This is a genomic window from Pseudomonas sp. NFACC42-2, assembly GCF_900116055.1.
In the GTDB taxonomy this organism is placed as follows: Bacteria; Pseudomonadota; Gammaproteobacteria; order Pseudomonadales; family Pseudomonadaceae; genus Aquipseudomonas; species Aquipseudomonas marginalis.
The window spans coordinates 66,247-79,510 of the sequence record NZ_FOZO01000011.1 but is presented as its reverse complement, the minus strand read 5'-3'; the positions used below and the strand labels follow the sequence as shown (position 1 = coordinate 79,510).

The window sequence follows — 13,264 nt, the reverse complement described above, 5'->3', positions numbered from 1 at the left end:
GAATGGGCCACGTCACCGCGCACCAACCGCCGGTCCTCCCGCCCCGGCGCAGGACGAAAAAGAAACCAATCCCTTCTGGCTTGCGTGCTCGCGTGTTCGCCCGCGACGGTCACGCGTGCTTGCGCTGCGGCTGCTCGGTGCTGATGCGCTTGAGGGCTGATCACGTCGTACCTGAAAGCCAAGGTGGAGAGGCTTCTTTGGGCAACCTCCAGACCCTTTGCATGTCCTGCAATAGCTGGAAGGGCGTGCGGACGATTGATTTCCGCGTGTTCGCCGGAGGTGCAGCATGAGCATGGGCCTTATGGTTGCCGCAATGAAGCTTCGCGTCGGTAATCCTCTGCGAAAGCTGGTGCTGATCAAGTTGGCCGACAACGCCAGTGACGTAGGCGAGTGCTGGCCGTCCTATCAGCATATCGCCGACCAGTGTGAGATCAGCAAGCGCTCTGTCATGAATCACATCACAGCCTTGTGTGAGGCGGGACTGTTGCGCAAGGAAATCCGGAAGGGTGGTCCGAAGGGGAATTCGTCGAACGTTTACTTCCTCACCCTCGACGGGGGTGGTGCACCTCCTGCACCAGGGGTAGCGCAGAAGATTCACCCGGGTAGTGCAGCAGGTTCACCCCCTAGTGAATCTCCTGCACCAGGGGGTAGTGCAGCAGCTGCACCCAGAATCAGTAACTCTCTTGAACCAGTCATGGAACCGGTCATTGAACCAATTACACCCCCGGCTCCCGCCGCGGTTGTGCCGGCTCAGTCCCGCGGCTTGGTGCTGGTTGTTGATCGCACCGACACCCCACGGGTCGAGATCCCCGCCGACATGCCTGGACCCAAAGACCAGACCTGCAAAACCTTCAAGGTCTGGGCGAACTACGCCATGGCTTACCGCAAACGCTACGGCGCCTGGCCGGTGTGGAATGCCAAGGTCGGTGGCCAGCTCGGCCAACTGGTTGACCGCCTCGGTGCCGACGTCGCCCACCACGTCGCTGCCCACTTCCTGAAAACCAGCGATGCCGCTGTGCTGCGCAAGTGCCACAGCCTCAACGAACTGCTGGCCAACGCCGAGAGCTACCACACCCAATGGGTCACTGGGCAGCGCATCAACGGAACAACCGCCCGCCAGATGGAAAGGACCGAGGCAAACCTCTCCGCAGCCGAGCAGGCCGCCCAGATGGTTTTGGCCAAACGCCAAGCAGGTGACCGCAATGAATACCTTTGAAATGAACGACCAGCAGGTCGCCGGGCTTGCCGCCGCCATCTGCGCAACGGCCGAGGCCATGGGCCAGGAGATGAACCCCGGTACCGCCGCGATGATGGCCGAAGACCTTTGCGCCTACCCGGTGCCTGTCGTCAAAGCGGCGCTGAAGGCGTGTCGCTGCGAAGTGAAGGGCAAGCTGGCTATGGCCGACATCCTGCAACGCGTCCAGTCCTCTGACGGGCGCCCGGGCAAAGACGAGGCCTGGGCCATCGCCATGACCACCAACGACGAATTTGAAACCGTGGTGCTGACCGATGAAATCCAACTGGCCCTGGCCGCTGCGAAACCCATCTTGGATGGCGGCGACAAAATCGGCGCGCGCATGGCGTTCATCGACGCTTACCAAAGGTTCGTGGGCCAGGCTCGCGAGGATGCGAAACCGGTCAACTGGCACGTGTCCGTGGGCTTTGACGCCAACCGCCGGATCCAGGCTGTGACCAAAGCGATGGAGCTGAAACGCATCCCGCGAGAACACGCACAGAAGTACCTGGCGGACCTGAGTGTCGAGCCGATCAACGAGGATGGTCGGGCTATCGCGGGCCTGCTAACCGGCACCGTTACGCGGCCAGCGCCGGCGCTTCGCCATAAGCTCGAACTGGTGAGGAACTCCATGCTGGAGATGCGTAAGGCCAGTGCCGAGAGGAAAACCGAAATGCGGATTGATGCAGCGAATGAGTTGGCTGATCGCCGAGCGCTGCTAATCAAGCAGGCCCGAGAGCTGGAAGCGAAGAGGGCGGCACAATGACCGACAAGATCAGCGTCAACTGCCAGGCCAAGCTCTCCGAAGTCATTACCAAAATCAGCGCCATGTACAAAGACAAGAAGTTTGTCGTGGTGACCCTGCGCCCGGGCAAGGACCGCACCCTCGACCAGAACCGGCTGTGGTTCGGGATGTACAAGCGAATAGCCGAAATGACCCAGATTGGCGACGCGGCGGACGCCCGGCGCTACTGCAAGCTGCACTTTGGCGTGCAGATATTGCTTAACGAAGACGCTGGGTTCCAGGCCGAGTGGTACCGGGTTATGCGTCATCTGCCCTACGAAACGAAGCTGGCCATGATGGGCGAGTGTCATTTGTTTGGCCCTGATGGCTTCCCTGTGACCAGCCTGTTTAACCGTGCCCAGGGCATCGCTTACACCGACCGCATTGCAGCCTACTTCACGGGCCAAGGTGTGGTTTTCACTGATCTACTCAGCAAGGAGGCTGCATGATCGCCAAGCAACCCAAACCGAAGAAGTGCAAGAACCCGGCATGCGGTATCAGCTTTCCGCCGCAGCGCCTGGGCCAGGCCGTATGCAGCCCGAAGTGCGGCCTGGCGATCAAGGACGTAAATCAGACGAAGGCGCGTAAGTCTCTGGCTCAAGTTGAGCGGCGCGAGATCAAAGTCCGCAAGGAGAAGCTGAAGAGCAGGGCGGATCACCTGCGCGAAGCCCAGGCGGCGGTGAATGAATACGTGCGTCTCCGTGACGCGCACCTGTCCTGCATCAGCTGCGACTCCACGCCGAACGATAACGACCTCATGACTGGCAGCCGGTGGGACGCCGGGCACTATCGATCCGTCGGCGCCTGCCCGGAGCTGCGCTTCGAGCCTCTGAACATCCACCGCCAGTGTGTGAAGTGCAACCGCAATCTTTCCGGCAATGCCGTCGAGTACCGCATCCGCCTGGTGCAGCGCATCGGCGCCGAGAAGGTGGTCTGGCTGGAAGGTCTGCACCCAGCCTGCAAGTACACCGTGGAAGAGATCAAGGCCATCAAGGCCAAATACCGGGCAATGACCAGAGAGCTGAAAAAAGGGGAAGCCGCATGACCTATCGCAACGTTGTTTCAGCAGTAGTTCGAGCCCTCGCGGCCGAGACCATCACTTCCGCCGGCGGCTGCGACTTTGAACCGAAGGTGCAATGTGCCAAGCAAAAGGGGGAGATCATCGGAAAGGAGGCGGCGTTTCTCCAGGACTGCTGGGTGTTCGGCCGGCTGCACAAGGCGCTCACCCCGGCGCACTGGCGAGCACTCGTGGCGAAGTATTCCACCCATGAGGAGCGTAAGCACGGCGCGATTCTGGAACTGCTCAACTCGGTGCGCACGCCTGCGCCGAAACGTTTCCGGGAGTGTGCCGTATTGACCTGGGCGATTCCACAAGTGGCCGGTGCCGAAGGCAAGCGCTCCGCCGCAGTGCTGCCGGCCGCCTGGTACGACATCACCAATTGGGATAACGACGGCAAGCCAGAATCTACTCGGTACCGGTGGCGCTCAGGGATCCGCAAGACGCTCGATGACCAGGTGAACGAGGCGCTCACCGCTGCCCAGGAACTGCTCGACGCCGAGGGTTTAATCGAAAGTTGCGCGGCGTAGCAAATAGCCATTGCAATGAGTGAGAAAGTGAGAGATTATTTATCCATCCTGTCGATCTTGCGCGTTAGGGATTGACATAAAAAAGCCCGGCCGCTGTGTCGGGTTTTTTGTTGAGGTGATATGGATACTGCCCATAAGTATAGCCAGGTTTTTTTTGCGGCTCTTTTCGTTCCTGGATTCGTTTCCGCCGCCCTGGTAGTTGCTCTATCGCAGGCTCGAATAAAATTCCCCACCATTTCTCGCTGGGTAGCCGTAGTACTATTCGGAACAGGATTATTGTTTAGCGCTGGCGCGTTGCCCGCATGGCAGATCCTGTTCCCTGAGCCTTGCCTTTATTCTTTTACCAAGCCAATGAGCCTGTGCTGGATGCAGCCATCTGCAATTTTTCAGATGGGATTGTTTGCAGGCCTGCTCGGCGCGCTAACTGCTCTTCTGTTGATAAAAATATGGCGAGTCATGGCCAGGACTCGCATATAAAACACCTTACGAAACACAGATGCCTAGCCTTCGCGCTGGGCTTTTTATTGCCCACGGAAAAGGGCGATTCAGCAAAAGGAATTTGCAGATGTTGAAAGAATTTAGATGCGGTAACTGCAAAAGACTTCTCGCCCGTACGGGTGGGTTTACAGAGCTCCAGATCAAGTGTTCCCGATGCGGGACGTTGAATCATGCGAAGGACAAGATCCTCGAGCAATCGCCTTTGAGCGACATGAAAGCGGAATCCTCCGCGACAAATCATTCGACTCAATAGGTGAAAACATGGAACCAGTACAAATCGGCAGCCGTTTCAAATCGGTGGCAACCAGCTACGCCGAGGCAATTTTCACTCCGGCACAGAACGTCAATGGCGCTGTAGTTCGGACAGCTACGATGATCAGCCCTGTCGGGAACGGATTTATTAGTACCGGCACGACCATTCCGGAAGGGCGCTGGGTGACCAACGTGCCCGTTATCTTGTCCGCCGTTAGCGGTTCTTCCACTCTTCCGTTCTCTGTAACCATCCCTGCCGGTCAGGGCCTGTGGGTAGCAATGACGCAGAATGGCGGCGGTACGGCCTACGTGACCTACGACCTGCTGCCGTAAGAAGCGGTGGGCTGCATCTGCAGCCGTTTGCTTTTCTCCTGTCCTTACGTGACAGGCCAAGGCCCTGGCATTTGCCGGGGCCTTCCTATTTTCGGCTCCGCCACACCCATTGCTCCGAGCTGGGAGTGCTGCTGGAGCCGACCTATTCCAAACATGCCCCACGGAGTCGAGCGCATGGAGTATCTACAGCGCCTGCTCGACAAGATCGACAGGTTCGAATTGCTGATTGCGGGCCTCGTTGGGGCGGTGATCGCCAGTTGGTGGCACAAGGACGACTTGAACGACTGGCGTGCCTGGATGATCTTCCTCATCACCGGCATGGCCTGCTCGATCTACCTGACGAGCATGGTAAGCACCTACCTGGGAGTGACCGAACCGAAGATAGTCGCTGGCATCGGCTTCCTGCTGGGCGCATTCGGCGGCTCGCTCCTGGCGGCCATCAATCGAGCCATCAAATCCGCTGACCTCTGGGCGCTCATTCGCCAGCGGTTCGGGGGAGGCAATCCACCATGAATCTTGAACTGATCAACTCCATCGCATGCGGCCTAATCGCGCTGTGGGCAGCCTGGTGCGTACTGAGCGGGAAGGTGAGGGACGGCATTCTCGGGAAGCTGATCTACTCGACGATCGCCATCACCGGTTTCGTTGTGATGGTACGCAGCCAGAACATCTTCTTCGGCCCGACCACTGCCGGCCTGACGTTGCATGTCGCCCTGGCCTTGGCCGGTGCACGGCATATCTTCATGGTCACGTACTGGCAGCGGGTGAAGGTCTGGCTGTGCCGGACGCTGAACTGCGAGCACTGCCTGAACTGTGACAAGGCTCCAGGTGGTGTCGAGCGCCGGGGCAAGTAATCCGCGCCACGTTTTCGAATGCGCCAAATCGTGGCGCGCAATCATGAGGAATCACCCATGGATAACCAGCACAAGAAAATCACCGGCTACCGCGACCTGAGTCAATCCGAGATCGACGGCATGAACTCCATCAAGGCGCTTGAGGCTGACGCGGGCGAACTGTTCAAGCAGATCGGCCAGATTGAAGGTGTTGACCCGCGCCTGTTGGCCTTGGCCAAGACCAACCTGCAACAAGGCTTCATGTGGTTCGTGCGCTCGATCGCCAAGCCGGCCGATCCCTTTTAAGAATTTGCCATCCAGGCTGCCGCAGTAGAAATCGTCATGTGCGCGCCGGCGCTTAACGCCTTCCCGGTGAGAGACTTCACCGAATCAAGCATCCCTTTCTTTGCAGCATCTTGCAGCTGGGCGCCGATAGTTGTCCCGGTGACGCTATCCGGCACAGCCTTAAGCACCTCTAGGCCCTTAGCTGTCAGTGTGCATTTATGGAATGTAGCGTGGAGCTTTGCGTCGATCTCCCCCATTAAATAGCCTGAAGCTATAAGCCATTTCATAGTATCCGCAAAAAACACACCCGGGCGCTCAATGTCATTCGGGAAAGCTGCTATGAAGTCCATCGAGCTCAAGGTTTTTGTCACAGGAAAGCTCTGATACAGCCTCGAGAAAATCAGCCCTGTAATTTGATCAAAAATATCAATGTTTGAGTCGGCCATGTGTAGTCCATATCAATAGTTAGGGGCTCACCAATACCGGCAACGCGCCACTATTTCAATCCCGCCTTTAGGCTTACCTGAGACAATTTATGACAGCCAAGCAACCCGACTGGGAGGCAATCGAACGCGCCTACCGGGCTGGTTCGCTTTCCATCAGAACTATCGCAGAGCGCCAAGGCGTGAGCGACACGGCAATCCGGAAGAAAGCCAAAGTCCAAGGATGGGCGAGAGACCTTTCTGACCAGGTGCGCAAAGAGGTTCGCAGCAAGCTGGTTCGCGGAGAGGTTCGCAACGACCAAGGCGCGAACTGCGAACTTGACGCCGAGATCATCGAAGAGGCCGCAGAGGAAGGCGCTCGGGTGGTTCGCAGCCACCGTAGAGACATTCGCAAAGCCACGAACCTTGCGAACCTGCTGATGGATGATCTGCTCAATACCATCCAGCGCCGCGAAGAGATCGAAGACGCGATCATCGACGAGACTGGCGAGGACAATAACGGCATGCGCCGGGCCTCGATGCTCGCTGCTGTCGCACTACCCAGCAATTCCAAAACCTTGTTTCAGCTTTCCTCTGCAATGAAGAACCTGCAGGTTCTGGAGCGTCAGGCATTCAGCCTGGACGAGAAGGAGAAGACGGACGACGCCGACGAGATCTCGAAGATGATGGACGAATTATCACAGGACGCCTGATATGAAACCCGAGCACATGAAGCTGCTTCGGGATCGGTTCTGGCGACTGAATAATCTCTATTTCATCACCGACAAGCAGGGCAAAAAGGTTCGCTTCCGCATGACGCAGGAGCAGATCGATTACTTCCAGGGGATGCATACCCGGAACATCATCCTGAAAGCACGCCAGCTGGGCTTTACGACGTTGGTGTGCATCGTCCAGTTGGATGCAGCGTTGTTCGAGGCTGCCAAGTGCGCCTTGATCGCTCACACACTGAACGATGCGAAGCGCCTGTTTCGTGAAAAGGTCAAGTACGCCTACGACAACTTGCCGAAGGAGCTGCGCGCTGCTAACCCGGCGAGAAACGACGCTGCCGGCGAACTGGTGTTCAGCAAGGGCGGCTCGCTTTACGTCTCCACCTCGTTCCGGGGCGGCACGCTGCGCTATCTGCACGTGTCCGAGTTCGGGAAGATCTGTGCCAAGTTCCCGCACAAGGCGCGGGAGATTGTCACCGGTGCTTTTGAGGCAGTAGCAGCTGAGTGTTTCGTCACCATCGAGTCGACGGCAGAAGGCCGGGCCGGGTATTTCTTTGATTACAGTCAGTCAGCAGAGCGCCAGCAACTGGCCGCTGTGCCGCTGGGCCTGCTCGACTGGAAGTTCTTTTTCTTCAGCTGGTGGAGCAACAAGGCCTACAGCCTTGACTCGACCGATGTGGTACTGCCCCAGCGCCTGACCGACTACTTCAACGAACTGCACTCCAAGCATGGCATCGTCACCGATGACGGCCAGCGCGCCTGGTACGCAGCCAAGGAAAAGACACTCGGCGACGACATGAAGCGGGAATATCCGTCGATCCCCGTCGAAGCCTTCCAGCAGTCGGTCGAGGGCGCCTACTACGCGCAGCAGTTCACCAAGCTGTATGCCGCTCAGCGCATCGGCACTCTGCCCGATAACAGCCACCTGCCGGTGATGACCATTTGGGACATCGGTGTGAGCGACTCCACCGCCATCTGGTTCGTGCGACAGGTTGGCGAGCAATACCACGTCATTGATTACTACGAGAACTCAGGCGAAGGCCTGCGGCATTACATGAAGGTGCTTAAGGACAAGGGTTACACGTACTCCGAGCACTGGGGCCCGCACGACATCGAGAACCGTGAGTTCGGCAGCGATGCGAAGACGCGCAAGGACATCGCCCGAGAAGGTTACGAAATCGACGGGCAGGTTTATCGGATGACGTTCCAGGTCGTCCCGAAAATCGGGGTGGACGACGGCATCGAGCAGGCTCGGGAAATTCTATCCAAGTGTGCCTTCGACGAATCCAAGTGCGAAGAGGGCATTGCCTGCCTCGAGAACTATCGCAAGGAGTGGGACGACAAGAAGGGCTGCTGGAAAGACAAGCCGCTGCATGACTGGACGTCTCACGGCTCCGATGCATTCCGGTACTTTGCTGTCGCCAAGAGCGCGAAGAAGCCGGTCAAATCAATCAAAATGGGATTCGCACGCTAATGGCAGACGTCACATACACCCGCCCGGAGTACGACGCGGCACAGTCCCGTTGGCGGCTGGTGCGCGACGTGTGCAAGGGCTCCGAGACGGTCAAGGGGCGCGGCGATGTTTACTTGCCTAGGCCCAACAAGCACGACACCAGCCCTGAGAACCTTGAACGGTACAAGTCGTACAAGCAGCGGGCCGTGTACTACAACGCTACCGGGCGCACGAAGCACAGTCTGGTGGGGGCCGTGTTCCGCACCTGGCCAACGCTGACTGTTCCTGGCGCGCTGGATTACGTTTCCACGGACATCGACGGGCAGGGCGTGAGCGTCTACCAGCAGTCGCAATCGGTCATCGGGCACCTGCTCGAGGTTGGTCGGCACGGTTTGCTGGTTGACTATGCCGCGGTGCAGGCCGGTACCGTGAGCAAGGCGGACGAACAGGCGGGTCGCGCTCGTGCAAGCGTTGCAAGTTACCCGGCTGAGTCGATCAGGAACTGGAAGACTCGCAAGGTGGGCGGACAGCACCTGCTGAGTCTGGTTGTGCTGCAAGAATCCGTAGATGTCGACACAGATGATGGCTTCGGTAGCGAAAAGGTTACCCAATACCGCGTGCTACGCCTGGACGAGACCGGCGTTTACACCCAGGAGGTGTGGGAAGAGGGAGCAGCCCAGACGGCTATGATCATTCCTCCCTTCACTCCACTCAATGGCGCGGGCCAGCCCTGGCGGATCATCCCGTTTCACTTCCTTGGTAGCGAAAACAACGACACCAGCATTGACGACGCGCCGCTGTACGACATGGCCGTGCTGAACATCGGTCATTACTGCAACAGTGCGGACTACGAGGACTCGGTGTGGTTTTCCGGGCAACCGCAGTTCTGGATATCCGGCCTGGACGAAGCCTGGCGCGACCACCTTGAAGCCAATGGCATCTACGTCGGTTCCAGGGCGCCGCTTACGCTGCCTGCCAATGGATCGTGCGGGTTTGCCCAGCCTGAGCCGAACACGCTTGTGAAAGAGGCCATGGACGCCAAGAAAGAGGACATGGTTTCTCTCGGCGCCCGGCTGATCGAGCGTGGAAGCGCGGTGAAGACCGCAACCCAGGCCGATAACGACAGCGCTGCCGAGCACAGCGTTCTCTCCCTGGTTGTGAGCAACGTCAGCGAGGCCTACAGCCAGTGCTTGGCATGGATGGCTGAGTTTGTGAACGCGCCCGGAGAAGTGGTCTACAAGCTCAACCAAGACTTCAGCCAGATCACTCTGGACGCGACGATCTTGGCTGCGCTGTTCAATGCAGTGCAAGGCGGGAAGCTGCCCGAGGGTGACTTCTGGCAGTACCTGCGCGATCGCGGCGTGATCAACCCGGAGAAGACTGACGACGACATCCGGGATGAGCTGGAAGCACAAAGCACCGGGCCTGACCTGGATGACGCTGACGAGGAAAACCTAAATGGCGGCAAACCAAGCAATCCTTGACGCCACCATCCGGCATGCTGTGTTCCTGGAGCAGCTGAAGTCAGGGGAGGTGGCGAAGTTCGCCCCCTTCCTCAAGGAGATCGACCGCTCGATTCGTGAGCGGCTGGCCCGCGCGGACCTGACGGATTACACCGTCGCCCGCCTAGAGCGGCTGCTGAGCGAGGTTGATAGACTGCTGCTGGGCATCTTCGACCGGTACAGCGAGAAGCTGAATCTCGATCTGGTGGACATCGCCAATTACGAGGCCGAGTTTGAAGCAACCAGCCTGACCCGCGCGGCGCCGGTGGGCGTCACCTTCGATGCAGCAGTACCAGGTGCTGCGGTAATCAGGGCGGCAATCCTCACAAACCCGCTCAGCGTGCGCGGTGCGGACGGCGGGAAGCTGCTCAAGTCGTTTATTGATGGCTTCACCGCCACCGAGCGGCAACGCCTCACAGGCGCGATCAGGCAGGGCTTCTTCGAAGGCCAGACGAACTTCCAGATCATCAAGAATATCCGGGGCACCAAGGCGCTCCAGTACAACGACGGCATCCTTGCTACGACGAACCGTAACGCCGGCGCCATCGTGCGCACGGCGGTGCAGCACGTCGCAACCCAGGCACGCATGGAGACGCTGAAGGAAAACAGCGACGTCGTGCAGTCGGTGGAGTGGGTAAGCACCCTGGATTCGAAGACCACCAGCCAGTGCCGGACACTCGATAAGCGCAGGTTCAAGCTGACCGAGGGGCCGAGACCGCCAATCCACATTAACTGCCGCTCGACCGTGGTTGCGGTGACGCGCTTCAGCGTCTTGTTCGCCAAGGACGCCACTCGGGCATCTATCGGCGACGTTGGTGCTCAGCAGGTGAGGGCGGACCTCAGCTATTACGACTGGCTCCAGCAGCAGCCGGTAGCGTTTCAGGACAAGGCCATCGGCCCGGTCCGCGCCAAACTCCTCCGCGAGGGTGGGCTGAGCATCGAACGGTTCTCTGAACTGCAGCTTGATCGCAACTTTGCGCCGGTGACCCTTGTACAGATGCGCGCTCTCGAACCTTTAGCCTTCGAGCGCGCCGGGATTTGAGGCGACAGCTATTTGAGGTCCGCGGCCTTCTCAGTCACGATCGCCAGCGCGTTTACCGTGCGGCTGAGGTATGGGTACTTCTTTTTTATGCGTACGAAGTAGCCGGATTTCACGAGCGCCTCGACCACCTCACCTGTTGCTTGCATGGTGTTCTTGTAAGGCGACGACGCAGGCAAAAAGTCATGGCGAATGATTGGATCAAGAGTCATGCGTTGCTCTGGCGGGTACTGGTCCAATGACTGTGCGCGCTGATTAATCGCCAGGTCATAAATCTCATTTTTCAGAAGGTGGCGAACTAACGCGCGTATATCGAGGTACGCGTCCGCGCCACCATAGGGAAGCTTAACTGTAAATTCTCCATCTACAAGTAGGTTGGGCGGTTGAACATCAATCACGGTTTGGTTTTGATCGGTCAGTCGACGGTAGTGATCAATTGGGAGCACAGCAAATACTGGGTTTCCAAGGGTGTCGTGTAAGAACTGTACGCCGTTCATCGTTGTATTCCTTTGAGTTGTAGCGGCTTCGTTGTAGCGCTACTCTATCTACAATAAAGCTCGCTGTAAACTCTTCGTTGTAAAAAATAGAGGCTGGGCCTCTCTCAAGTTCCAGGGGAACGAAAATGATCAAATTTCAAATTGACACCCTTGATGGTGTCGACGAAGCCGTGCGCGCTCTTTACACCGAGAAGGACGGCAAGTTCGTACTCGGCATTGAGGGGCTGCCGCAGCAAGAAGACGTATCCGGCCTGAAGGCCAAGGTTGATGAGCTGCTCGGTGAGAAGAAGGCCGCAGAGAAGGCGCGCAAGGACGCGGAAGAACAGGCCCGACTGGAGCGTGAAGAAGCCGCTCGCAAGTCTGGCAACGTCGAAGAGCTCGAAAAGTCCTGGTCTGAAAAATTCAAACGCCGCGAAGCTGAGCTGAACGGCTTGCTGGAACAGGAGCGTGGAACGCTGAGCACTCAGATCCGGGATCTGACCGTCGGCCGTACCGCTACTGACATCGCGTCTGCCCTGGCAATCCCAGGCAGCGCCAAAGCCCTGTTGCCGCACATCGAGCGCCGTCTGAGCGTCGAGCAGCGCGACGGGAAGCCTGTTGTGGTCGTCCTCGACCAGCAGGGCAAGCTCTCGGCGGCAACGCTGGACGAGCTGAAAGCAGAATTCGCAAACGACACGGCCTTCGCGCCGTTGATCGCGGGTAGTAAGGCATCTGGCGGCGGGGCTGCTGGTGCTGGAGGTGGCGGCGGGGCCGCAAAAGGAAAAATCGGCGGCACCAAAGAGGAACGTACGGCCGCAATCGCGAGCCGGTTCCCGGATCTCCCACAATCGTAAGGAAATAACTCATGTCCCTGTCGCAAATGCAGGTTTTCAACGAATACATCATGCCGGCGACTCTCGAGACGCTGGATCAGTATCTCGCCGCTTTCAACGCCGCAAGCCGCGGTGCAATCGTGCTGTCTCCGGACGGCTTCACTGGTGACTTCCTCCAAGAGTCGTTCTTCCAGACTCTGGCCGCTGCCCAGCGCCGCGTGGACCGCTACAGCGCGAACGCTACTGTCGCTGCAACCGATCTGACCGAGCTGAAGAACACTTCGGTGAAGGTAGCCGGCGGCTTCGGTCCGATCCGCTACGAACCATCGCAGATGACCTGGCTGGAGCGCCCAACCGCGCAAGGCATTGAGGTTGCGAGCCGCGCGTTCGCTGAAATCCTGCTGAAGGACCAGTTGAACACCGCCATCGCCGCCCTGGTTGCTGCAATCACCGCTCAGGCGGCCGCTGTCAACGATGTGTCGGCTACCGCTGGCATCACCTACGCAGGCCTGAACAACGCTCACGCGAAGTTCGGCGACGCAAGCCAGAACCTGGTCACTCAGGTGATGCAGGGCACCAGCTACCACAAGTTGGTCGGGCAGAACCTGGCGAACCAGCAGCAGCTGTTCCAGGCGGGCAACGTCCGCGTCGTGGACATCCTCGGCAAGATCTCCGTCGTTACGGATGCACCGGCGCTGATGCAGGCCGGCACCCCCAACAAGGAAATCATCCTGTCCCTGGTGCAAGGCGCTGCGCTGGTCCATGACGGCCGCGACATCATCAGCAACGTCCAGACCACCAACGGCAAGGAGCGTATCGAAACCACGCTCCAAACCGACTACACCTTTGGCCTGGGTCTGAAGGGCTACACCTGGGACACCACCACCGGCGGCAAGTCGCCAACCGACGCCGAACTGGCGACCGGTACCAACTGGGACAAGACCGCCACCAGCATCAAGCACACCGCCGGTGTGGCTCTGATCGGTGACGCCTCCAAGTAACCCT

The 13,264-nt window shown here is 58.7% G+C and carries 20 protein-coding genes; 18 read left to right on the top strand and 2 right to left on the bottom strand.

Annotated elements, in window-relative coordinates; all coding sequences use genetic code 11:
- Positions 1-2 precede the first annotated feature (2 nt).
- From BM416_RS30905 to BM416_RS19700, 12 genes are all read left to right on the top strand, one after another.
- Positions 3-290, top strand: a complete 288-nt coding sequence (locus BM416_RS30905; protein WP_256577565.1) for an HNH endonuclease — start codon at positions 3-5, stop codon at positions 288-290.
- Positions 287-1,216 (top strand): helix-turn-helix domain-containing protein, encoded by a 930-nt coding sequence (locus BM416_RS19750; RefSeq protein ID WP_092489156.1) that lies wholly within the window; start codon positions 287-289, stop codon positions 1,214-1,216. Before BM416_RS30905 ends, BM416_RS19750 begins: the two co-directional genes overlap by 4 nt.
- A complete protein-coding gene (locus tag BM416_RS19745) occupies positions 1,203-2,000 on the top strand; it encodes a hypothetical protein (RefSeq protein ID WP_092489155.1) in 798 nt (265 codons plus the stop codon). Before BM416_RS19750 ends, BM416_RS19745 begins: the two co-directional genes overlap by 14 nt.
- Positions 1,997-2,467 carry a hypothetical protein gene (locus BM416_RS19740; RefSeq protein ID WP_092489154.1) on the top strand — a complete coding sequence of 157 codons (471 nt, stop codon included), beginning with the start codon at positions 1,997-1,999 and terminating at the stop codon, positions 2,465-2,467. The genes BM416_RS19745 and BM416_RS19740 overlap by 4 nt, the downstream gene beginning before the upstream one ends.
- Positions 2,464-3,063 carry a recombination protein NinG gene (locus BM416_RS19735; RefSeq protein ID WP_092489153.1) on the top strand — a complete coding sequence of 200 codons (600 nt, stop codon included), beginning with the start codon at positions 2,464-2,466 and terminating at the stop codon, positions 3,061-3,063. The genes BM416_RS19740 and BM416_RS19735 overlap by 4 nt, the downstream gene beginning before the upstream one ends.
- On the top strand, positions 3,060-3,605 hold the full coding sequence (locus BM416_RS19730) for a hypothetical protein (RefSeq protein WP_092489152.1): 546 nt from the start codon (positions 3,060-3,062) through the stop codon (positions 3,603-3,605). Before BM416_RS19735 ends, BM416_RS19730 begins: the two co-directional genes overlap by 4 nt.
- Positions 3,606-3,725: 120 nt before the next feature.
- Positions 3,726-4,082 (top strand): hypothetical protein, encoded by a 357-nt coding sequence (locus tag BM416_RS19725; protein WP_092489151.1) that lies wholly within the window; start codon positions 3,726-3,728, stop codon positions 4,080-4,082.
- A gap of 88 nt (positions 4,083-4,170) precedes the next feature.
- Entirely contained in the window at positions 4,171-4,356 is a 186-nt protein-coding gene (locus BM416_RS19720) for a Com family DNA-binding transcriptional regulator (protein WP_092489150.1), read from the top strand.
- Between the two features lie 8 nt (positions 4,357-4,364).
- Positions 4,365-4,688, top strand: a complete 324-nt coding sequence (locus BM416_RS19715) for a hypothetical protein (RefSeq protein WP_092489149.1) — start codon at positions 4,365-4,367, stop codon at positions 4,686-4,688.
- A gap of 174 nt (positions 4,689-4,862) precedes the next feature.
- Positions 4,863-5,201, top strand: coding sequence for a hypothetical protein (locus BM416_RS19710; RefSeq protein ID WP_003218335.1), 339 nt, complete (start codon positions 4,863-4,865; stop codon positions 5,199-5,201).
- Positions 5,198-5,542, top strand: coding sequence for a hypothetical protein (locus BM416_RS19705; protein ID WP_092489148.1), 345 nt, complete (start codon positions 5,198-5,200; stop codon positions 5,540-5,542). The genes BM416_RS19710 and BM416_RS19705 overlap by 4 nt, the downstream gene beginning before the upstream one ends.
- Positions 5,543-5,599: 57 nt before the next feature.
- A complete protein-coding gene (locus BM416_RS19700) occupies positions 5,600-5,827 on the top strand; it encodes an Acb2/Tad1 domain-containing protein (RefSeq protein WP_092489147.1) in 228 nt (75 codons plus the stop codon).
- Here BM416_RS19700 and BM416_RS19695 read toward each other — a convergent pair.
- A complete protein-coding gene (locus BM416_RS19695) occupies positions 5,824-6,252 on the bottom strand; it encodes a hypothetical protein (RefSeq protein WP_092489146.1) in 429 nt (142 codons plus the stop codon). The two genes, BM416_RS19700 and BM416_RS19695, sit on opposite strands and share 4 nt — an antisense overlap.
- An 89-nt stretch (positions 6,253-6,341) precedes the next feature.
- On the opposite strand from BM416_RS19695, the gene BM416_RS19690 reads away from it, so the two are divergent.
- The 4 genes from BM416_RS19690 to BM416_RS19675 are packed head-to-tail and all read left to right on the top strand — an operon-like array spanning position 6,342 to position 10,953.
- Positions 6,342-6,941, top strand: coding sequence for a hypothetical protein (locus BM416_RS19690; RefSeq protein ID WP_092489145.1), 600 nt, complete (start codon positions 6,342-6,344; stop codon positions 6,939-6,941).
- A 1-nt stretch (position 6,942) separates the two neighbouring features.
- A complete protein-coding gene (locus tag BM416_RS19685) occupies positions 6,943-8,430 on the top strand; it encodes a terminase large subunit (RefSeq protein ID WP_092489144.1) in 1,488 nt (495 codons plus the stop codon).
- Positions 8,430-9,893 (top strand): DUF4055 domain-containing protein, encoded by a 1,464-nt coding sequence (locus tag BM416_RS19680; protein WP_092489143.1) that lies wholly within the window; start codon positions 8,430-8,432, stop codon positions 9,891-9,893. Before BM416_RS19685 ends, BM416_RS19680 begins: the two co-directional genes overlap by 1 nt.
- The gene (locus BM416_RS19675; protein ID WP_092489142.1) at positions 9,868-10,953 is read left to right on the top strand and encodes a minor capsid protein; all 1,086 of its coding nucleotides are present in this window, start codon (positions 9,868-9,870) and stop codon (positions 10,951-10,953) included. Before BM416_RS19680 ends, BM416_RS19675 begins: the two co-directional genes overlap by 26 nt.
- A gap of 8 nt (positions 10,954-10,961) precedes the next feature.
- Here BM416_RS19675 and BM416_RS19670 read toward each other — a convergent pair whose 3' ends face one another.
- Entirely contained in the window at positions 10,962-11,447 is a 486-nt protein-coding gene (locus BM416_RS19670; RefSeq protein ID WP_092489141.1) for a hypothetical protein, read from the bottom strand.
- A gap of 125 nt (positions 11,448-11,572) precedes the next feature.
- On the opposite strand from BM416_RS19670, the gene BM416_RS19665 reads away from it, so the two are divergent.
- Complete coding sequence (locus BM416_RS19665; protein WP_092489140.1) at positions 11,573-12,280, top strand: hypothetical protein; 708 nt, start codon at positions 11,573-11,575, stop codon at positions 12,278-12,280.
- A gap of 11 nt (positions 12,281-12,291) precedes the next feature.
- Positions 12,292-13,260 (top strand): major capsid protein, encoded by a 969-nt coding sequence (locus tag BM416_RS19660; protein WP_078825126.1) that lies wholly within the window; start codon positions 12,292-12,294, stop codon positions 13,258-13,260.
- Positions 13,261-13,264: the final 4 nt, after the last annotated feature.

Coding starts and splice junctions, on each gene's coding strand:
- BM416_RS19685 (WP_092489144.1), top strand. CDS start 6,943: ATGAAACCCGAGCACATGAAGCTGCTTCGGGATCGGTTCTGGCGACTG.
- BM416_RS19660 (WP_078825126.1), top strand. CDS start 12,292: ATGTCCCTGTCGCAAATGCAGGTTTTCAACGAATACATCATGCCGGCG.
- BM416_RS19725 (WP_092489151.1), top strand. CDS start 3,726: ATGGATACTGCCCATAAGTATAGCCAGGTTTTTTTTGCGGCTCTTTTC.
- BM416_RS30905 (WP_256577565.1), top strand. CDS start 3: ATGGGCCACGTCACCGCGCACCAACCGCCGGTCCTCCCGCCCCGGCGC.
- BM416_RS19695 (WP_092489146.1), bottom strand. CDS start 6,252: ATGGCCGACTCAAACATTGATATTTTTGATCAAATTACAGGGCTGATT.
- BM416_RS19675 (WP_092489142.1), top strand. CDS start 9,868: ATGGCGGCAAACCAAGCAATCCTTGACGCCACCATCCGGCATGCTGTG.
- BM416_RS19705 (WP_092489148.1), top strand. CDS start 5,198: ATGAATCTTGAACTGATCAACTCCATCGCATGCGGCCTAATCGCGCTG.
- BM416_RS19690 (WP_092489145.1), top strand. CDS start 6,342: ATGACAGCCAAGCAACCCGACTGGGAGGCAATCGAACGCGCCTACCGG.
- BM416_RS19665 (WP_092489140.1), top strand. CDS start 11,573: ATGATCAAATTTCAAATTGACACCCTTGATGGTGTCGACGAAGCCGTG.
- BM416_RS19720 (WP_092489150.1), top strand. CDS start 4,171: ATGTTGAAAGAATTTAGATGCGGTAACTGCAAAAGACTTCTCGCCCGT.
- BM416_RS19680 (WP_092489143.1), top strand. CDS start 8,430: ATGGCAGACGTCACATACACCCGCCCGGAGTACGACGCGGCACAGTCC.
- BM416_RS19715 (WP_092489149.1), top strand. CDS start 4,365: ATGGAACCAGTACAAATCGGCAGCCGTTTCAAATCGGTGGCAACCAGC.
- BM416_RS19750 (WP_092489156.1), top strand. CDS start 287: ATGAGCATGGGCCTTATGGTTGCCGCAATGAAGCTTCGCGTCGGTAAT.
- BM416_RS19745 (WP_092489155.1), top strand. CDS start 1,203: ATGAATACCTTTGAAATGAACGACCAGCAGGTCGCCGGGCTTGCCGCC.
- BM416_RS19730 (WP_092489152.1), top strand. CDS start 3,060: ATGACCTATCGCAACGTTGTTTCAGCAGTAGTTCGAGCCCTCGCGGCC.
- BM416_RS19700 (WP_092489147.1), top strand. CDS start 5,600: ATGGATAACCAGCACAAGAAAATCACCGGCTACCGCGACCTGAGTCAA.
- BM416_RS19670 (WP_092489141.1), bottom strand. CDS start 11,447: ATGAACGGCGTACAGTTCTTACACGACACCCTTGGAAACCCAGTATTT.
- BM416_RS19710 (WP_003218335.1), top strand. CDS start 4,863: ATGGAGTATCTACAGCGCCTGCTCGACAAGATCGACAGGTTCGAATTG.
- BM416_RS19735 (WP_092489153.1), top strand. CDS start 2,464: ATGATCGCCAAGCAACCCAAACCGAAGAAGTGCAAGAACCCGGCATGC.
- BM416_RS19740 (WP_092489154.1), top strand. CDS start 1,997: ATGACCGACAAGATCAGCGTCAACTGCCAGGCCAAGCTCTCCGAAGTC.